This window comes from Paraburkholderia franconis (assembly GCF_009362735.1).
GTDB lineage: Bacteria > Pseudomonadota > Gammaproteobacteria > Burkholderiales > Burkholderiaceae > Paraburkholderia > Paraburkholderia franconis.
This window is the reverse complement of sequence record NZ_WHNP01000053.1, coordinates 34,219-53,335: the sequence shown is the minus strand read 5'-3', so window position 1 is coordinate 53,335 and position 19,117 is coordinate 34,219. Positions and strand designations below refer to the sequence as shown.

The 19,117-nt window shown below is 61.0% G+C and carries 18 protein-coding genes, 1 pseudogene and 1 riboswitch; of the genes and pseudogenes, 12 read left to right on the top strand and 7 right to left on the bottom strand.

Features of this window, described 5'->3' with window-relative positions; genetic code table 11:
• The 3 genes from GCT13_RS35095 to GCT13_RS35075 all read left to right on the top strand — a co-directional run.
• Nucleotides 1–270 (top strand): transposase (locus tag GCT13_RS35095; protein WP_193727833.1); only part of this gene is annotated, 270 nt, incomplete at its 5' end.
• A gap of 1,798 nt (nt 271–2,068) precedes the next feature.
• Nucleotides 2,069–2,272: a cold-shock protein gene (locus tag GCT13_RS35080; RefSeq protein ID WP_152766221.1), complete on the top strand. Its 204-nt coding sequence runs from the start codon at nt 2,069–2,071 to the stop codon at nt 2,270–2,272.
• Between the two features lie 192 nt (nt 2,273–2,464).
• Nucleotides 2,465–2,800 (top strand): H-NS family nucleoid-associated regulatory protein, encoded by a 336-nt coding sequence (locus tag GCT13_RS35075; RefSeq protein ID WP_321574822.1) that lies wholly within the window; start codon nt 2,465–2,467, stop codon nt 2,798–2,800.
• Nucleotides 2,801–3,163: 363 nt separating this feature from the next.
• Here GCT13_RS35075 and GCT13_RS35065 read toward each other — a convergent pair whose 3' ends face one another.
• A complete protein-coding gene (locus tag GCT13_RS35065) occupies nt 3,164–3,502 on the bottom strand; it encodes a type II toxin-antitoxin system RelE/ParE family toxin (protein ID WP_152766218.1) in 339 nt (112 codons plus the stop codon).
• On the bottom strand, nt 3,499–3,735 hold the full coding sequence (locus tag GCT13_RS35060; RefSeq protein ID WP_152766043.1) for a type II toxin-antitoxin system ParD family antitoxin: 237 nt from the start codon (nt 3,733–3,735) through the stop codon (nt 3,499–3,501). Before GCT13_RS35060 ends, GCT13_RS35065 begins: the two co-directional genes overlap by 4 nt.
• A 224-nt stretch (nt 3,736–3,959) precedes the next feature.
• Between GCT13_RS35060 and GCT13_RS35055 the strand changes: the two genes are divergently transcribed.
• Nucleotides 3,960–4,271 (top strand): hypothetical protein, encoded by a 312-nt coding sequence (locus tag GCT13_RS35055; RefSeq protein WP_227747174.1) that lies wholly within the window; start codon nt 3,960–3,962, stop codon nt 4,269–4,271.
• Between the two features lie 423 nt (nt 4,272–4,694).
• Here the strand turns inward: GCT13_RS35055 and GCT13_RS35050 are convergent, their stop codons facing one another.
• The 3 genes from GCT13_RS35050 to GCT13_RS35040 all read right to left on the bottom strand — a co-directional run bounded on the left by GCT13_RS35050 (nt 4,695) and on the right by GCT13_RS35040 (nt 8,263).
• Nucleotides 4,695–4,898, bottom strand: coding sequence for a hypothetical protein (locus tag GCT13_RS35050; RefSeq protein WP_152766216.1), 204 nt, complete (start codon nt 4,896–4,898; stop codon nt 4,695–4,697).
• A 245-nt stretch (nt 4,899–5,143) separates the two neighbouring features.
• A complete protein-coding gene (locus GCT13_RS35045) occupies nt 5,144–6,400 on the bottom strand; it encodes a polyhydroxyalkanoate depolymerase (protein ID WP_152766214.1) in 1,257 nt (418 codons plus the stop codon).
• Between the two features lie 780 nt (nt 6,401–7,180).
• Nucleotides 7,181–8,263, bottom strand: coding sequence for a LacI family DNA-binding transcriptional regulator (locus tag GCT13_RS35040; protein ID WP_152766212.1), 1,083 nt, complete (start codon nt 8,261–8,263; stop codon nt 7,181–7,183).
• Nucleotides 8,264–8,659: 396 nt separating this feature from the next.
• Between GCT13_RS35040 and rbsK the strand changes: the two genes are divergently transcribed.
• From rbsK to GCT13_RS35005, 7 genes are all read left to right on the top strand, one after another.
• A complete protein-coding gene (rbsK, locus tag GCT13_RS35035) occupies nt 8,660–9,598 on the top strand; it encodes a ribokinase (protein WP_152766210.1) in 939 nt (312 codons plus the stop codon).
• A gap of 228 nt (nt 9,599–9,826) precedes the next feature.
• Entirely contained in the window at nt 9,827–11,149 is a 1,323-nt protein-coding gene (locus GCT13_RS35030) for an MFS transporter (RefSeq protein ID WP_321574821.1), read from the top strand.
• A gap of 58 nt (nt 11,150–11,207) precedes the next feature.
• Nucleotides 11,208–12,155 (top strand): dihydrodipicolinate synthase family protein, encoded by a 948-nt coding sequence (locus GCT13_RS35025; RefSeq protein WP_152766208.1) that lies wholly within the window; start codon nt 11,208–11,210, stop codon nt 12,153–12,155.
• A gap of 260 nt (nt 12,156–12,415) precedes the next feature.
• The gene (locus GCT13_RS35020; protein WP_152766206.1) at nt 12,416–13,486 is read left to right on the top strand and encodes an ATP-binding protein; all 1,071 of its coding nucleotides are present in this window, start codon (nt 12,416–12,418) and stop codon (nt 13,484–13,486) included.
• A 2-nt stretch (nt 13,487–13,488) separates the two neighbouring features.
• A complete protein-coding gene (locus tag GCT13_RS49795) occupies nt 13,489–14,442 on the top strand; it encodes an ABC transporter permease (protein WP_227747173.1) in 954 nt (317 codons plus the stop codon).
• Between the two features lie 33 nt (nt 14,443–14,475).
• Nucleotides 14,476–15,945 carry an FGGY-family carbohydrate kinase gene (locus GCT13_RS35010; RefSeq protein ID WP_152766204.1) on the top strand — a complete coding sequence of 490 codons (1,470 nt, stop codon included), beginning with the start codon at nt 14,476–14,478 and terminating at the stop codon, nt 15,943–15,945.
• 26 nt (nt 15,946–15,971) lie between these two features.
• Nucleotides 15,972–16,763: a glucose 1-dehydrogenase gene (locus tag GCT13_RS35005; RefSeq protein ID WP_152766202.1), complete on the top strand. Its 792-nt coding sequence runs from the start codon at nt 15,972–15,974 to the stop codon at nt 16,761–16,763.
• 65 nt (nt 16,764–16,828) lie between these two features.
• Here the strand turns inward: GCT13_RS35005 and GCT13_RS35000 are convergent, their stop codons facing one another.
• The gene (locus tag GCT13_RS35000; protein ID WP_152766200.1) at nt 16,829–17,329 is read right to left on the bottom strand and encodes a 6,7-dimethyl-8-ribityllumazine synthase; all 501 of its coding nucleotides are present in this window, start codon (nt 17,327–17,329) and stop codon (nt 16,829–16,831) included.
• A gap of 70 nt (nt 17,330–17,399) precedes the next feature.
• Nucleotides 17,400–17,559, bottom strand: a riboswitch (FMN riboswitch).
• A 95-nt stretch (nt 17,560–17,654) separates the two neighbouring features.
• On the opposite strand from GCT13_RS35000, the gene GCT13_RS34995 reads away from it, so the two are divergent.
• Complete coding sequence (locus GCT13_RS34995; protein WP_152766198.1) at nt 17,655–18,011, top strand: triose-phosphate isomerase family protein; 357 nt, start codon at nt 17,655–17,657, stop codon at nt 18,009–18,011.
• A 36-nt stretch (nt 18,012–18,047) separates the two neighbouring features.
• Here GCT13_RS34995 and GCT13_RS34990 read toward each other — a convergent pair.
• Nucleotides 18,048–19,084: pseudogene (locus GCT13_RS34990) on the bottom strand (IS3 family transposase).
• Between the last annotated feature and the right edge of the window lie 33 nt (nt 19,085–19,117).

Genomic DNA, 19,117 nt, shown 5'->3' with positions numbered 1-19,117 from the left:
CTGCGTGTCCATCACGGCAAGGCCGTGAAGGCCTGGCTGGGCAGGCACCGCGACCGGATCGAGGTGTTCTATCTGCCCAGCTACAGCCCTGAGCTCAATCCCAACGAGATGGCCAACGCCGACCTCAAGCAAAGCGTCACACGGCGGGCGCCAACGCGTACCAGGCTGCAACTGGTCAAGGCCACCGCGCACCATTACAGGGTTGTGCAGAAGCAACCCGAACGCATCCGGCGATACTTCCAGCATGATCCTGTCCGTTATGCGGCTTGATTTCAACATTTTATTGCCGGATCAATAACGCATGGTTGGCTCGCTCAGGCCCAACCCGCGATCGATCAACGTTATCGGCTTGCGGCTCATGATCCGGTGCAGCGCCTGCTCAACGTACATGCATCGCGCTGACTTTCCACCATCGTGCCGGTAACCGGGCTCAGCGCGCGCACCAGATCGCGATCAGACGCGATGCCTTGCGGCTTGCCGTCTCCGACGGCGAAGGCGATGAACCGTCGCCAGGTGCGCGCGGAGGTCCTGCGCCGAAATCCGCGGGCAGTTATTTGATTGCCTTACGCCAAAAGACCAGGTACGCGGCTGCACAGGATGCGATAAGCAGGACGCCCCACATCGGGGCCATGCTGACCAGAACGGAGGTGACAGACATATCGGTATCCTAACCAGAGTGATTGATTTTCAACACACAACTGCTTCACCGCTGTGCCAGGCGATCTGGCCAAGCATTGTGTTCCGTTTATCGATGCATCGATCGTATCTCCGTAAGCGGTGTCATACCTGTGGTTTCCTGTCGCACGACTTTGCGTCAGGTCAACCATCATTCAGTGGAGACACGGTGTCCCGTCCGCAATCCACTGTCACTCCCACCGAATGATGAAGTCATCCCCCCGGTGCGCGTTGGCTCGGGATTTTTACTACCGGGCGGTGCCAGTTGCCCCATGCAACTTGTTGCCCGTCAGAATACTGACGATGACGAGGCGGCTCAGCATGACAACACGAGAGGAATTGACTGACGCAGTCGGCGTCGACATTCGTGTGGAAGCGAGTCGAGCTCAATAGGCTGTTGCCGGCCGAGCGGGATGCCCCGCGGCAATGGAGTGCGGCGGATGTTGGACCCGGCCGCGCGGGATCTGGTCTCGAAGGGCGCGCAGGGCGGATGACGACTGAACGGATCCGCGCCGGTTTGACGCCGCGGAGCAGATATTCCCGATGCAACTCGCTGTGCTGGAAACGTTTACATCCTCGGCTTATTGGGGTTAATTCCAATGCGGTATTTGGATTGCCAGAATTGTTAAACGGCGCAGCTTGATGTAACTTTATCGCTCCAAAAGCCAGAGCAGTTATCCCCGGCTTTTAGTGCGTGTTAGGAAATCCCGCCAGTTTTGAGACTAGACCTCTCATCAGGAGAGCTGGCGGGGACTTTTTGTAAAACCGGGAAGGCGCTGCGTTTACTGGCTGTGGTGTACGTTGCCTTTGCAACGGTCAGGTTTCCTGGCTTCGACTGAAAATGTCGAGGTCAGGCGACAGACTGTCTGCGCGGACGGTAGACGTTATTCGTCGCCACGCCGCGACGGCAATACAAGCACTTCTGAGAGACTTTAAACAACATGAATCGATATGCTCGAACCATCGAGCACCTCGAGCGTAGCGGTGAGAACAGCGGCCTCAGACGCGCCCTTGCTGCGCGCCTCAACACCGCCCTCAGGCGAGCCAACGTCAGTTCGTCTCGCGTTGCAACGTGGCTCGGCGTCAGTGAATGTGACGTTCAGTTCTGGCGCCGGGGAATTACGGTGCCCCCGCTAAATGCATTCAAACGGATCGCCGCGGCGCTCGATCTTGATGTGCATTGGCTTTGTACCGGGCAGACATAAGGGGGTACCGGCTGAGCGGCCTCTGGAAGGATTGCGAAGCGTGTGAATCCCGTGAGCATTTGGCAATGACGGCCGCGTCGCCTCCCGAAAACACTCTATTGCAGAAGTCGCTTCGTCAGTCAGATATTGACAGGGCGTCGGCGAGAGCCGGTCGCATTTCAACTCAACGGTTTGGGAACAACAGGAAAATGGCAACAGGCACAGTGAAATGGTTTAACGATGCGAAAGGTTTTGGATTTATTACGCCGGACGACGGCGGTGAAGACCTGTTCGCACACTTCTCCGAGATACAGGCAAAAGGCTTCAGGTCTCTCCAGGAAAATCAGAAGGTGAGCTTTGAGGTGAAGCAGGGACTCAAAGGCAGGCAGGCGGCAAACATCCAGCCGCTGTAACCGGCTTTGACACCGGTCTGCACCGGAAGACGAAGCACGTCTGATGGCCGCACGATTTCGCGCGCCTGATGCGCGGTCTCTCTCGCCGCTTCTGTTGCTGGACTTCGCGGGGGAGACGGAACATCAAAGGTGCGAAGTCTGCATTCGGGCATTGCATCCCTCCGCGCCATACCGATGAGAGAGGAAATCACAGTGGATCAACGAAAACGGGACAGCATTGTCGCTTACCTGCGCCGTCGAATGGCCGAGGTCGGAATTGGCCTGGACGATGTCGCAGCCGCCATGGCGCAGGACGAAAACACTGCACGGTATCGCAGCGCAACGGGAGAGACATGGTCCGGCGATGGTGAGATGCCCGAATGGCTTAAACAGGCTATCAGTGCCGGTCAATCTCCCAAACACTTTGCCGTTGATGGAACGGCGTCGCAGTGCCACGCTGCTGCGCGTCGAAAAACAGACTGGCGCGAAGATCCGTTTGCAGGTACGCGCCTGGCAACGGTTCACCCTTCATCTGCCCATGCCCTTTGATGCCTGAATGCAGCACTGGCGTGGCGCGCTTCTGCTCGCAGACGGGTACATCGGGCGCAGTCATCCACGCGCAGACCAAAAGGGACCCGTGTAGTGACAGGGACGACGCCCGTTAAACTCCTTAAGCCGCTGCGTCCGTTTCCCGGTTTCCGTTCCTGATCGCACATGCACTCATAGTTGATGTCGATCCCGACACCCGCGACGCGCTTGCGGCGATGATCGCGGATGAAGGGCTGACGACAGCCACGGCGAACGGGCTGCGCGAGGCGCGCATCCCGCTCGTGCGGCAAATGCCCGATTTCGTGTTGAAAACCCGCGATGCCACTGAAGGCTGCCCGCAGGCCTCGTGCCGTGTGGACGCTGTCAATGGATCTCACCGTCGTTGCGTTCCAGCCACGCCGGAATATCACGCTTGCCGTTGAGCACGCGCCAGATTTCGACATGAGCCTCCCGCTCAATGTAGAAGATCAGGTGCGGATAGCGATCAAGCGGGCACGAGCGCAGGCCCGGGATGTCCAGCTCGTACGCGTAACGCGGAGACCCGATGTTAGGGTGCCGGGAGAGACGCGCGTATGCCTGCTCGATCTCCGCGATGAATCCGAGCGCTGCCTGCTCAGAGCCTTCGTCCACGAGGTAATGCGTCACCTCGTCCTCTACGTCCTGTCTGGCCAGCCGTGTCGGGATGACGGGCTTGGCCGTCATTTGCGAGACGTACGCACGCGGGCGCGCAACGATTCGAAGTAGTCGGCGTCGACAGGCGCTGCGAGGCCTGACGTCGCGCCCTGCAAGATCATCGCGCGCAGACGCTTGCGATCCTGGTCCTTCCGGATCAGTTCGCGGACGTACTCGCTGCTCGTGCCGTAGCCGCCCTCGCCGACCTGTTCATCGACGTAGTCCTTCAGCGAATCCGGCAGGGAAATGTTCATCGTGGTCATAAAAACGACTCTAGCACGGTTTGGCAAATTTTGCCAAAACTGCGGCAACAGTAGCAGAGCGACATCGAAGCGGTGGTGCTATGAACGCGGCTTTGAACTTCCAGGTTGGGGAGAACTGTTGTTGGAGAGGCCGGCCTGGATGGTTATGGCTTGCGCGGAGTGCCGCTCGCGCAGCGAGAGCCATCGGCATTGCCATTGGCATCGCAACGAGCGCGCTGCTCGCGATGCGCGCGAACCTGTCGCGCACCTTCACGCTGACGCGTCACGACGACCATTTTCTGCTGTGCCTGCGCAAGGACGCGACGTTCCTGTCGAAGCCGATGCTCACGCACTGTCTCGCGCAGATTCCGGACCGCGCGACCGTGCTGATCGATGCCGAGCGCGCGGATTTCATCGACCGCGACATTCGTGAGACGCTCGACGCGTTCGTAAGCGAGGCGCTGCGACGGCAGATTACGGTCGAACGGCGGCGCTGGTCGGAGGCACCGGCGCAGGAACGGCGGGCGGTGCTGCTGACGTTGCGCGTGATGGGCTAAGGGCGAACAGCGCGAGGAGTAACGGCGAAGGCGCGAAAATCCTTGCTGGCCCTCACCGGATCAGAGGATGCGGACCGCGCCAGAGCGGGGGCGAAATCGACCCTGCAAATATGGAAGGAGGGAGTGCCAACAGCGCCTCGATGGGCTCCTTCCTGGTCGTTTTGCAGTCCTTCATGTCTCTCTGGAGGACGCTTTTAGCACCGAGTCTCCCGGATTCCGGTGTGTCCCGCTAATCGTCGCATTCCAGTCCTCGAACGTCATTTCACGCTGCTTCCTCGTGCCGGGCAGCTGTGCCTTCGGGCGCACCGGTTCACCGCGATCTGCTCTGGAATCAGGACTCGCCGCCAGACCGGGCGGGATGACGTCACGCAGACTGATTCCTAACTGGAGCTTTGCTGACGCCTCCCGCTCGCAGCAATCGTGTCAGCGTTGCTGCCCATCGGCCTCCGCCCTGTCGGGTGACTGGCATGCGCGTCGAAAGTCGATCCCGAGTTTCCCAGTTTTGTCGAGTTGCGGCACGTAGAACGCGAAGAAGAACGCCATCAGCGCGGTGACCAACTCCGGGAGCATTGTCGTAACGAATTCCCTCGGGAAGTTGAGGACGGCAAGATCAATGCGCTCGAGCAAGCGTCGGGTACCTTCGCAAGGTCCTTTGGACGACCCTTCAGATGTCTTTTGACCGCGTTGAAAGAGTGCGCGCACACGATCGTATGCGCCGCCTTTTCGCCGAAACCGTGTCGGAAGGAAGGCGTCGCTTTCGATGTCTGGTTTGGTTTTGGCTTTCGTTCAGCATCGATGCGCGCATCATGTTCAGCGTCCGGTGTTTGCGCAGACCAACTGGCCGCTCTGTCGCCACAAGACCATCTGGAAAATCACTTCAACGCAGGCACCTCATTGTCCAGGGCGCATATGCGCACAACGTGGCAACTGTTAATCAGGTCACGGATACGCGGATAGATCTGTGTTCGCCATCGGTTTCCCGAAAAGATGCCGTAGTGGCCGCAGTCCGCGACCGTGATGCGGTGCCGGCGTGACGGTTCGATTGAGGCACATAGGTCATGGGCGGCGTGCGTCTGGCCTTGTCCGCAGATATCGTCGTTTTCTCCTTCGACGGTGATCAGCATGGTGTTCCCGATCATTTCGGGTCTTACGCGTTCGCCATTTACTGTCCAGGTGCCGCGCGCCAGACTGTACTCCTGAAAAACAACCCGTACCGTCTCCAGATAGTACTCAGCGGCCATGTCGAGAACAGCGTTGTACTCATTGTAAAACTCCCGGTGTTTGAGCGCGGCCCCTGTATTGCCCCTCGACACGTCATGGTAGTAGTTGACGTGCGCTTTCAGGTGGCGGTCGGCATTCATGGATACGAACGCCATGTGCTGGCGAAAGCCGGGGTACACCCTGCGACCCGCACCGGCGCTCGGATGAGGGACGGTATTGATCAGCGCGCGGGCGAACCAGTCCAGTGATCTACTGACCGCGAGGTCATTCACGGTGGTGGGGCTGCGACGCGCGTCGACCGGTCCGCCCATCAACGTGAGACTCGCCGGAGTGCAGCCGCCACCCGAAGCGGACAGGGCGACGGCGCCGAGAACCGGAACCGTGGACTGGCACACCGAAACTACATGAACCTGTGGACCCAGGAAGTCGATGAATTCGCGCAGGTAAGCGACATAGTCATCCAGGTGGAACCTGCCGCTGGATAGAGGCACGTGGCGCGCATCGAGCCAGTCCGTGATATAGACATCAAAGTCCGGCAGCATGCTCCTGACGGTATCGCGCAGTAGCGTCGCATGGTGACCGGACAGTGGGGCAACAATGAGGACAACAGGCTGCTGATAATCGGTTGCCCGCTCGAAATGAATGAGGTGGCAAAATGATTTCTTCAGTACGACGCGCTCGGTGATGGCGACACGCTGGCCGTGCACCACAGTTTCCGCGAGACCGAACTGCGGTTTGTCGTAGCGCCTGAAGAGCCGGACCAGCAGATCGCACCCGGCGGCAAGCTGTCGCGACGGTGTTGCATGGGCTATTCCATCGACTTTCGCGAGCAGGTCGGCTGTCGTCTGTAACCAGGGCAGAACCGGAGCCCACAAAGTGCTTTGCCACTCGCGCCATGCATACAACATCTCAGAGCCTCGTCAAGTTACCGGGATTGACGGTCGGCAGGCTTGCCTTGGAGCGACGCGTTGAACGAGCGGCATCGCGCAAACGGCAGGGCGTTGAGGTGAGATAAATCGCGGCCCCGCCGCCTTGCTGACCTGCTAGCAGCTTACATGGCATGGCTGCGCGTGCTGCTCGGCATAACCGGAAACAGTTGTACGGATGGGCTGCACTTTCGTTAAGGATTTCCCTATACCGAAACATGAGCGCATGAACATCGAGTCGCTTCACGATCAGCTCTTCTGCACGGGACGAACATGAAGCCGCCCTGAAATGTCGGCGGTGGCATGCAGCACACGCGCCAGCGCAGGCGTGGCGCCCACCGATAACAACGGTGAGCGCGCGGCCGCCGTCCCGGTATTTGACGGCGGCGTGACGATCGAGCAGCAGGCGCATCAGGGCGCAATGCGCTGCCTGGCGTCGGCGTCCGATGCATGGCGACGCTTGATGCCGGCGACCCTCCCGCGTATGTCCACGAGGTGGCCGAGCGCTTCGGCAAGATGCGCGAGCGCCGCGTCGATCTTCCGCCGACGGTCGGCGCGGCGAAGTGACGCAATGATCAATCAACTCACCAGTACGCGCCGTCCTCGAGCGCGCCCTCGCCGTGCCGCCTTCGAGTGGTTGACGACTTATACGGGGCGGTCGATTTCGTGAGGATTCGGGCGTGCGCTGAACGGCGCACCCTTATGCCGGATTTATCGGTGTGATACGGGCGGGCGAGACGGCCGACCGAATGATCGGCATCGTCACTTCTTCGACCCGCTCACCCTCGCCGTCGATTCCCTGATCTTCAGCACCGGCTGCACGACACAGGACTCGACGTTTTCCCTCCCGTCGAGCACATCGAGCAGATACCGCGCGGCACGCCTGCCGATTTCCGCCGTATCGACGCGCAGCGTCGTGAGCGACGGATGAATTTCCTGCGCGAGTGCGACGTCATCGAAACCCGTCACCGATAGCTGCTGCGGCACCTTGATCCCCAGCTCACCCGCTTCCAGCAGCACACCGATAGCCAGCTGGTCGTTGCCACAGATGATCGCGGTCGGGCGCTTTTCGGAGCCTTGCCAGATCGCACGCAAACTCTGACGCCCGAACGCAATCGTCGCCGGTCCTTCATACATGTGCGACGGACGCACCGCGAGTCCATGCCGCTCCAGCGCCTCCCTGATGCCTGCCATACGCGCCTGAACGCGATCGTTGCCTTGCGCCGGTTGGATGACGGCAGCAAACCGGCGATGACCCAGCCCGATCAAATGCTCGGTGATTTCAACAAAAGCCGCGCGATTGTCGAACCCGATACAGTGATGCGGGCTGCCATCACGATACGCATAGGTGATCGCATACGGCACACGCGCTTGCGTGAGCGCATCGAAGAGCTCAGGCGGATGCGCCTCCCCGACAATCGCAATCGCCTCGACGCCTCGCGCGAGCATCGCCCGCACCTGAGTCAAGGCCTGCGTGGGATCGTAGTTTGAGCAGCCGAGAAACAGCGTGATGCCGCGCTCGGCCAGCACCGCCTGCATGCCGGCGACTTGCGACGCGAACACCTGATCGTCGAGCGTCGGGATGATCGCACCAGCGATATGCGTGCGCGTCGATGCGAGCGCGCGGCCGGCCGCGTTCGGTATCCAGTTCAGCGCGCTCGCTGCCTGCAGCACCCGCTCACGCACAGAGGGCGAGACCTTGTCCGGCTCGTTATAGACGCGCGATACCGTGGCTGTCGACACTTCCGCGAGCCGTGCGACGTCACCAAGCACGGCTCGCCCGCTTTTGCGGCGAGTGCGGACGGCCGGCGTGTCGGGTGTCGCGGGCAAAGATGAGCTGCTCATGGTCGTTGTGACTGTCGTAGGTGAACCGCTGCGCGAGGCAATGTCGCCGCCATCTTACAGGGCGATGGGCGCGGCAGCGGATCGCGGGTGCGATAGCTGGCATGCAGTGCGGCGCGTGACTCCTTAAACGCAATCCGGGCGCCGCGACCACGCGTTTACCCTCGGCCTTCGTCATCCCGCTTGCAATTTTCGCGCATTTCGGTCGAAAATGTAAGCGCTAACATGACGCATAGGCGACACCGATCGCCGGACAAGGCTCACATGAAGGCCACATTTTCGGAATCAAGCAACATTCTGTCACTGTAGCGGGCCGAAATGTAAGCGCTAACATTACCATGAACAGCGCGACCAGCCCGCTCGACATCGTTCGCCAACCGATACAACCTGTTCCCCGCCATGAATTCTTCTGCCGCCGCACCCCTGATCGTCGTTGTTGGAAGCGCCAATATGGATCTCGTCGTGCATGCACCGCGTCTGCCGTCGCGAGGCGAGACGCTGCTGGGCGATCGCTTCGAAACGGTCAACGGCGGCAAGGGCGCGAACCAGGCTGTGGCCGCTGCGCGGCTCGGCGCGCAGGTGGCGATGGTCGGCTGTGTCGGCACGGACGGGTTCGGCACGGCGCTGTGCGACGCGCTGTATCGCGAGCGCATCGACCTCGCGCATGTGCACCTGATCGCCGGTCAGGCAAGCGGCATTGCCGCGATCACAGTGAGCAGCGAAGGTGCGAACAGCATCGTCGTGGCGCCGGGCGCGAATGCGCAGCTGAACGCCGTGCATGTCGATGCGGCTACCGATCTGATCGCGCGTGCCGACATGCTGGTCTGCCAGCTGGAAGTCCCACTCGCGCCCATCGCGCGCGCGATCGACATCGCCGCGCGCAACGGCACGCCTGTGCTGCTCAATCCCGCGCCGGCTCAACCGTTGCCAGACGTACTTTATCGGCAGATCGACTATCTGCTCGTCAACGAAACCGAAGCGGCGCTGCTGACGGGCATACCGGTGAACGGCGTGCCGTGCGCGCGCTTTGCCGCCGACGCATTGCTCGGCAAGGGGGTACGCAACGTGCTGGTGACGCTCGGCGCACAAGGCGTGATCTGGGCGGGCGAGCAGGGCAGCGGGTATATGACGGCGCCGTCCACGCGCGTCGTCGATACGACGGCGGCAGGGGACACCTTTGCCGGCGGCTTTGCAGTCGAGCGCGCGAACGGCGCACCGATGCAGCAGGCAATTGCTTTCGGGCAGCGTGCGGCGGCCGTGAGCGTCACGCGCTCGGGCGCGCAGACTTCCATTCCGTTTCGGGCGGAACTGGAAGAGCACCGCGTCAGCCCGGCATGATGCCGGGGCCCAGACACGGATGGCCGCACACGTGCGCGAGTCGAGCGTGCCGGAGACGCATTGAAGACTCCATAGCGCGGAAAGCGCATTGAACAAGGCGCCTTTAACAACGCCCGTGAGTGACTGTCATTGAGCAAGAGGCATTGATCAAGGCACATCGAGCAAGACCCATTGAACACGCAGTGAAAAAACAGCCCGCATCCAATACAACTGACGGAGACAGCAAACGTGGAAACAACCTCTGAATGCCTGACCGCGCCGCCGCGCATACGACGCGCACAGACCATCGCACTCGCACTGCTGTTGGTCAGCGGCATCGTCAACTATCTGGACCGTGGCACGCTGGCGGTCGCGAATCAGTTGATCCGCGAGGATCTGGGCCTGTCGCTGGGGCAGATGGGCTTGCTGCTGTCGGCGTTCTCGTGGAGCTATGCGCTGTGCCAGTTGCCCGTGGGCGGGCTCGTCGACCGGATCGGGCCGCGCCGCCTGCTCGGCGCTGGGCTGATCATCTGGTCGTTCGCGCAGATCGCGGGCGGCCTCGTGTCGACATTCGGCTTCTTCGTGCTCGCGCGGATCGTGCTGGGTATCGGCGAGGCACCGCAGTTTCCGTCGGCGGCACGCGTCGTGAGCAACTGGTTTCCGCTGAAGTCGCGCGGCACGCCAACAGGCATCTTCAACTCGGCGTCGCCGCTCGGCAGCGCGTTCGCGCCGCTGTGTCTGTCTGTGTTGATCGTGGCGTTCAACTGGCGCTGGGCGTTCATCGTCACGGGTGCGCTCGGGCTTGTGGTGGCTGTCGTCTGGTTCGCGCTCTACCGCGATCCGGACAGGAAGGCGTTGACCCGCGAAGAATGCGACTACCTCGAAGCCGACGCCGAACAGGTGACGGGACCCGCACCGAAGCTCACGTTCGCCGAATGGCGCGCGCTGTTTTCTTACGGGACGACCTGGGGCATGCTCATCGGCTTCTTCGGTTCCGTGTATCTGAACTGGGTCTACCTGACGTGGCTGCCCGGGTATCTGACAATGGAGCGTCACATGAGCCTCGCGCGCACGGGCATCGCAGCGTCGGTGCCATTCCTGTGCGGCTTCATCGGCGCGTTGCTCGCGGGCTGGTTCTCGGATCTGATCACGAAACGCAGCGATTCGCCCGTTGTAAGCCGTCGCAACGCCGTCGTGATCGCGATGCTCGGCATGGTCGCGTTCACGATTCCAGCCGCGCTCGTTCAGAGCAATACGATCGCGATTGCGTGCATATCGGTTGTGATCTTTCTGGCGAATGCCGCGTCCGCGGCATCGTGGGCACTGGCGACGGCGGCTGCACCGCCCAGCCGTGTCGCATCGCTGGGCGCGATGCAGAATTTCGGCGGCTTTCTGGGCGGCGCGCTGGCCCCGATCGTGACGGGCTTCATCGCGCAAGCGACATCGTTCGTCCCCGCGTTGCTGACGGCGGCGTGCATTGCCTTCGTCGGCGCGATGGCCTATCTGCTGCTGGTCAAGAAACCCATTCCCGAGCACGACACGTCGAGCGTGCCCGCTCAGCTTCCCGTATGACGGATGCTGAAGCGAGCGGTCCTGTGCCGTGCCGATCTGCGTATTCAAGGAGAACCCGATGATCGATAAAACGAAAAAGGCCGGCCCGATCGAGGGCATTGTTCCCGTGATGCTGACGCCGTTCCATGACGATGGCTCGATCGACTACGCGGGCCTCGAGCGCTTGATCGAGTGGTATCTGGAGAAAGGCTCGGACGCGCTGTTCGCCGTCGCGCAATCGAGCGAAATGCAGTTCCTGAGTCTCGCCGAACGCGGGGCGCTGGCGCGCTTCGTCGTCGAGAAAGTGGCGGGGCGTGTACCTGTCGTCGCATCCGGCCATATCAGCGACGATCTCAATGCGCAGGTCGAAGAGCTGTGCGTCGCGGCGGAATCGGGCGCGCAGGGCATCGTGCTGGTGACGAATCACCTGGACCCAAAGCGTGAAGGTTCAGGGACGTTTCTCGCCAATCTGAATCGGTTGCTGTCGAAACTGCCGTCAGACATTCCGCTCGGGCTGTACGAGTGTCCCGCGCCGTATCGGCGTCTGCTCACTGACGATGAACTGAAGGCCTGCATCGACACCGGTCGCTTCGTGATGCTCAAGGACGTCAGTTGTGATCTCGTGATCGTGAAGCGCCGCGTCGCGCTGGCGCAAGGCTCGCCGCTGAAAATCCTGAACGCGAATGCGGCGATTGCGTGGGATGCGATGAAAGCGGGGTCGGCGGGTTTCAACGGCGTGTTCACAAACTTTCACCCGGATCTTTATCAATGGCTGCGCAGCCGCAGTGAGGAAGATGCGGTGCTGGCCGGAGAGCTGTCGACCTTTCTCGTCGTCGCGGCTGTGTCCGAAGCGCTCGGCTACCCGGCGCTCGCGAAGATGTATCACCAGCGCATCGGCACGTTCGATTCGATCCGCTGCCGCGTGATCGACTATGACGTGCGCGAACGGTTCTGGGCGCTCGATGCGGTGCTGGACAAGATCGTCGCGGGTACCGAGCGTTTCCGGGAGCGGATCGCGGTGCTGTGAGTCGTCACCGCACCTTCAACACCGTTGCGCCCGGCGCGCGGCCGTTGCGCAGATTGTCGGGTGCGCGATTCGCTTCGGCGAGCGGATAGGCGTGATCTCGATCTCGAGATCAGTCTCATCGGCGCTTGCCATCACCGCTGCGCCATCGGCGCGCGCTTCAGATTCGCGCGCGGCCGACGTGCCGCTCGCCCCACAAGAACGCGCACGGAGACGCTGGGATGTCGCTCATGTGAATGTCGCCCCATACATCCCTGTGGCCCTTGAGCGAGCTGCGCAATCCGGCCACGGTGAAGGGCGTGCTCGCGGCTCGCATGGACCGGCTCGCGCCGGCGCAGAAGGCACTTCTGCAGACACTGGCTGTGATTGGCAAGGAATTTCCCTGGAGCCTCGTACGGCAGGTCGCCGGGCAACCGGAAGACCACCTGCGTCACCTGCTGGCAGGACTGCAGGCAAGCGATTTCATCTACGAGCAGCCCGCTATCCCGGAGATCGAGTACGCGTTCAAGCACGCGCTGACGCAGGAAGTCGCGGGCCAGGCGATGCTCGCAGAACAGCGCAGCGCGCTTCACGAGCGAACGGCACGAGCTATCGAGATGCTCTTTCGACGACAGCTGAAAGACCACTGCAGCGAGCTGGCCCACCACTATAGCTTGAGCGGCAACATCGCCAAAGCGGTGGAGTACCTGCACTGCACGGGGCGCCAGGCCCTCGAGCGCTCGGCTCACCCGGAAGCGATCCAGCATCTGGGCGCCGCGCTGGAGCTGCTCAAACGTACGCCCGACACGCACGAGCGCGCGCGCCAGGAACTTGCTTTACGCATCACGCTGGCTCCCGCGTTGCTCGCGACGAAAGGCTATGCCTCCCCCGAGGTTGAGGCGACCTATACGCGCGCGCTCGCCTTGTGCGAACAGGGCGGCGAAACCCGGCAGTTTTTCCTGGCGAAGTTGGGACTGCGAACGTTCTTTTCGCTGCGCGCAGAACACAGGATGGCATACGAACTGGGTGAAAGACTGCTCGCTCTGGCCGAGAGCGCGAACGACCCGGGCCTGCTGGGACAGTCGCATATCGTACTGGGAACGTCATCGTTCTATCTCGGTGAGCTTGGCCCCGCGCGAACCCATCTGGACCAGGGCGTTGCCTGCTTCGACCTTGAGAACCACTGCGCCGACGCGTTTCTCCTGGGGCAGGACCCGTTGGTGCATGGGCTGATTGCTTCTGGCCGGGCATTATGGTTCCTGGGCTATCCGGATCAGGCGCGCAGGCGAATGCACGAGGCGCTCGCGCTCGCCCGGAGCTGTCTCATCACCCCTACAGCCTGGCGCTCGGCCTGACTTTGGCCGCTGGGCTGCACCAGTGCCGACGTGAAACTGAACGGACGCTCGAGTACGCCGAAGCGGCCATCACGCTGTCAACTGAGCAGGGGTTTCCGCTTTGGCTGGCATGGGCGACGATTCTGCGTGGGTGGGCGTTGGCCCAACAAGGCCGCGCGGAAGAGGGCATTGCCCAAATGCGCGAGGGCCTGATTGCCTATCGGGCGACGGGTGCCGAGTTGGCGCGGCCCTATCAGCTGGCACTACTCGCCCAGGCCTGCGGGAACGCGGGGCAGGCAGAAACGGGGCTGGAGAAGCTGGGCGAAGCGCTAAACGTGGCTGATCGCAAAGGCGAACGTTACTATGTAGCCGAATTGCACCGACTCAGGGGTGAACTGCTCCAGCAGCGGTCAGGCGCGCAATCCCGCTACCTCGCAGACCACGAAGCAGCGCAGGCATGTTTCCGGGACGCTATCGCGATCGCCCGCCAGCAAGGCGCCCGGTCGCTCGAGTTGCGTACGGCGTCGAGTCTAGCTCGATTGTGCCAGCGCGAGGCCAACGTGGGCGCCGCCCGGCAAACGCTAGCCGCGATCCATGGTGCTTTTGCAGAGGGCTTCGACACCGCGGACCGGCAAGAGCTGTTCGTGTACATGTTCTCGGGGTTTTGTGCGGCGATCGTCGGACTCGTTATCACCGCCCAGTTGCAGACAGCGCACCCGCTGACGGGCCAGACGTTCGAGTTGAACGCGATTGCCGCGGTCGTGTTGGGCGGTACGGCATTGATGGGGGGCCGCGGTACGGTCTTCGGTTCGGTCGTTGGCGCCTGCGTGATCAGTATTCTAGGCGATGGCATGGTGATGTGCGGCATCAGCGATTTCTGGCAGATGGTCATCAAGGGTCTCGTCATCATCTTCGCCGTCGTCGTCGACCAGTTGCAACAGCGCCTGCAAACCCGCATGGTTTCGCTCACCGCCTGAGTGTCAGGGTCCGAACTGTCTTAGGAAAGTGACATGCAATACGTTCTGGCGATTGACCAAGGCACAAGCGGTACCAAGGCGCTCGTTTTCGACTCCGAAGGACAGGTGCATGCTCGTGGCTTTGTAGCTGTGCCGTGTACCCATCCGCGTACGGGATTCGTCGAACAGGATCCGGATCTGATCTACGAGTCGGTACTGCAAGCTGTATCCATATGCCTTGGAGAGTTCAAGGGTGACCGCAAGGACATCGCTGGTGTCGGGATCTCGAACCAGCGTGAGACGGTCGTGCTTTGGGATGCGGAAGGTCGCCCCATCGTTCCCGCAGTGTCCTGGCAATGTCAACGTTCGCTTGCGATATGTGATTGGCTCAGGCAGGAAGGTAAGGCACCTACCATTGCCGAAAAGACGGGTCTGCTGATCGACCCATACTTCTCCGGCACGAAGCTCATCTGGTTGAACGAAAACGATGAGCGCGTGCGATCGCATATTAAGGCGGGCACGGCGCACTTCGGTACGGTCGACAGCTGGTTGCTGCACCGATTGACCAGGGGCACAGCATACCGTACCGACTATACGAACGCGTCCCGGACGATGCTGTTCAATCTTGCAAAGCTGGAGTGGGATCACGAACTGCTTGCCGATTTCGGTTTGCAGGGGCTGCAACTACCCGAACTGCGTCCGTCGGCATCTGATTTCGGCGCAAGCGATTTCGATGGCATTTTCGATCAGCCAGTCCCGATCGTGTCGATGATCGGTGACTCTCATGCGGCTGCTGTCGGCGAAGGGTGTCTGAGTCCCGGTGTTGCCAAGGCGACGATGGGCACTGGCTCGTCGATCATGATGAACGTGGGTAGCAAGCCCTTGCCCGCCGCCCACGGCCTGGTGTCGACCCTTTGCTTTGCCACTGAGGAGCGCGTGGACTATGCACTCGAAGGCATCGTTATCAGTGCCGGCTCGACGCCTTCGTTCCTCAAGGAGAAGCTGCGAATCATCAAGGACTTTGCAGAAGCAGAGCAAGCCTTCACTGAATACGACAACGGTGGCGTCTTTCTGATTCCCGCGTTTTCGGGAATCGGCTGCCCGCACTGGAAGTATCCCGGCGGCGCACAGATCGTGGGTCTGAACTTCTCGACATCGTGGCAAAACGTCGCGCGAGCAGCGTATGAGTCGATCGTTTACCAGATCAAGGACGTGATCTCGGTCATGGAAGGCGCGGCCAATGTGCCGCTGCGTGAACTCTTCCTCGACGGTGGGCTGGTGCAGCGGCCGTTCCTTCTTCAATACCTTGCCGACACGTTGAACCGGCCGGTCAGTACGCTCACGCTCAGCGAGATCTCGGCCGCTGGCGCGGCAGCGCTCGCTGTGTTGCAGCTTGGGTCGATTAGCTCGCTAGACGCATATCGCGAAACACAGGTTGTGTCGCGACGTGTAGAGCCAGGACCAGGCGTCGAAGCGGCTGCAAAGAACCACGAACAATGGTTGCAATGGATCGGACGGCTCTAAGGTCCGTGTCTAATGGAGAGTGAAAGATGGCGTTCCAGCAGCGTTTTGAAAACAAGGTAGTGGTGGTAACCGGCGGTAGCCGTGGCATTGGGTTGGGTATCGCGAGGCGTTTTGGCGAAGAAGGCGCAAAAGTATGTGTCTCCGCGAACGAGAAGGCAGTGCATGACGCAGCGGCGCAGCTGCGTGATTCAGGCTTCGACGCCATCGCCATCGAAACAGATGTCACCAACAAAGAACAGGTTGTCGCGCTGTACGAGGAGGTTGCGGCCAAGCTGGGTGAAGTGGATGTTTCCGTGCAGAATGCCGGCGTCATCACAATCGCAAAGCTCGAAGACCTGACTGAACAGGAATGGGACAAGGTCCTTGCGGTCAACACCAAAGGCGTTTTCCTTTGCTGCCAGGAAGCTGCGAAGCGGATGCTGCGTGCGGGAAAGGCTGGCCGTCTGATCAATACGGCATCGGGACAGGCCCGGCAAGGCTTTGTCTACACGCCCCACTATGCAGCGAGCAAGTTTGGCGTCCTGGGGATCACGCAGAGTCTGGCGAAAGAGTTAGCGCCGACGGGCATCACGGTGAATGCGTTTTGCCCAGGAATCATCACGACCGATATGTGGTCGTACAACGACGAAGCATGGGGCAAGCTGCTGGGTGATTACAAGCCCGGGGAGCTCATGGCCGAGTGGGTCGAAAACATTCCCATGAAGCGCGCCGGCAGCGACAAGGATGTCGCGAGTCTTGTCGCATTCCTCGCGTCGGATGACGCGGCCTACATCACGGGGCAGACCGTCAATGTGGACGGTGGGATGTTCATGTCCTGAAGGTCCGGTGCGTATGGTCGCGAGCAACGTTGCCCGCGACCTTGCACCGCCGTCGGTTTGCAGCTTCAGGCGGCCTGTAGCAGGGAGAGCTTACGTACCGTGTCGCCGCAAGCCCGCGCCACTTCTGCGCCCTTCACAACAAAATGATCGGTGAAGAACTTGATGTGTTCTTCACCGTGATGGAAGTGGTGCGGCGTCAGAACGGCAGAAAACACGGGCGTATCTGTTTCAAGCTGGACCTGCATCAAGCCTGAAACGACCGCCTGAGCGACGAACTCCTGACGATAGATGCCTCCATCGACAACGAGTCCCGCTGCAACGATGCCCGCGTACCGACCGCTCTGTGCGAGTCGTTTCGCGTGGAGGGGAATCTCGAACGCGCCCGGCACTTCGTACAGGTCGATGTCGTCGGCGCCGTAACCGAATTCCTTGATGACGTTCAGGAAAGAGTGCTTGCACTGGTCCACGATATCGCGGTGCCAGCATGCCTGGATAAAGGCGATCCGGGTGCGATTGCTGCCGGAGGCGAATGCCGCTTGTGCTTCGATTGAGAGAGATTTGTTCATGGATTTCAGCCTGTTTTGTGTGAACAGGGCGAAGAACAGCCGTCTCCCGCACGCATGGGAATGCTGGCTGTCCTGTTCTCTTTCATCCGGACTATACCGTCGGCCCCGGAATCCAACCGGGTCTGCTGACCTCTGTTATCGCAGCAATGTCGACACAGAGCGCTCGCGGGCTACGTCTGTGAAAGACGATTACCGCCGGTGGGGAATTGCACCCCGCCCCGAGAACGTGTTCTTGACGAACGGAACGTACGTTACCACGAATCCGCGGAACCTGCTTCCCGTTCGCACCAATTGTGAAACGTAACGAGTGACTGAGGTATCGAGAATGCGACGCGAACTTGTGCTGGGAAACTGGAAGATGCATGGTTCGATCGGTGCGAACGGGCAACTGCTCAAGGCCATCCGGCAATGCGCGAGCCAGATCGATGTTCCGATTGAGGTCGGCGTGTGTGTGCCGGCACCGTATCTCTCTCAAGCCAGGGATGCATTGTTGGGCACTGCCGTGGCATGGGGCGCACAGGACGTCTCTGCATACTCAAGCGGCGCGTTCACCGGAGAGGTATCCGCTGCGATGCTCGCGGAGTTTGGCGCACGTTATGTCATTGTCGGGCACTCGGAAAGGCGCGCCTATCACAGAGAGACTTCGGAACTTATTGGCGCCAAAGCACGGCAAGCTATCTGAACCGCCCCGGCTTTCCCGGAGACTGTTTTGCTTGAGTCATTCCACGTTGGCAGACCCAGCGAGATTTGCATAATAAGCGGCTTCTGCCTCGGCAGGTGGAATGTTGCCGATGGGGCCGAAGAGCCGACGATTGTTGAACCAGTCCACCCATTCGAGGGTCGCCATTTCAACGGCCTGCAGATTGCGCCACGGTCCGAGGCGATGGATGACCTCTGCCTTGTACAAGCCGTTGATCGTTTCAGCCAGAGCGTTATCGTAGGAGTCGCCCACGCTGCCCACTGACGGCTCGATGCCAGCGTCGACCAACCGGTCCGTATAGCGGATCGATACATATTGGGCACCGCGGTCGCTGTGATGGATCAGTCCGTCCTGCTGCGCCGGCTGTCGTGCGTACAAGGCCTGCTCCAGCGCGTCCAGAACGAAGTCTGTGCGCGCCGAGTTCGACACACGCCAGCCGACAATGCGTCGGGCGAACACGTCGATGATGAACGCGACATAGACGAAGCCCTGCCAGCTCGATACATAGGTAAAATCTGACACCCACAGCGCATTGGGCCGTTCGGCCGTGAATTGCCGGTTCACGAGATCCTTCGGGCACGGCGTCGAACCATCGCTCACTGTCGTGTGTACCGTTTTGCCCCGCACCACGCCACGCAGGCCCATCAGCTTCATCAGCCGTTCGACCGTGCAGCGCGCCACGACGATGCCTTCCCGCCTCAATTGCTTCCAGACCTTGTCTGTGCCGTAGACCTGGAAGTTTTCTTCCCATACGCGTCGGATCTCATCCTTGAGCATCCTGTCGCGCCGGGCCCGCGGCGGCACCAGACTTCCCGCTCCAGTTCCTTGATCCGATCCTGCTCCTGCGTGCTCGTGCCCGGGCGCAAACCCCGATCCCGCTCTTCCTTGCGCACCCAGCTACGCAGCGTCTCGCCCGAGCAGCCGAACTTCGCTGCGATCGACGCAATCACCTTCCATTGCGATTCGCGCTCGCCCTGATGTTCCAGCACCATTCGCACAGCCCGCTCACGAACTTCCGGCGAGTACCTTGGGGACTTCTTCTTCGTGTTTTCCATAGCTCCATTTTCTCAAGAAGTGGAGTCTCCGGA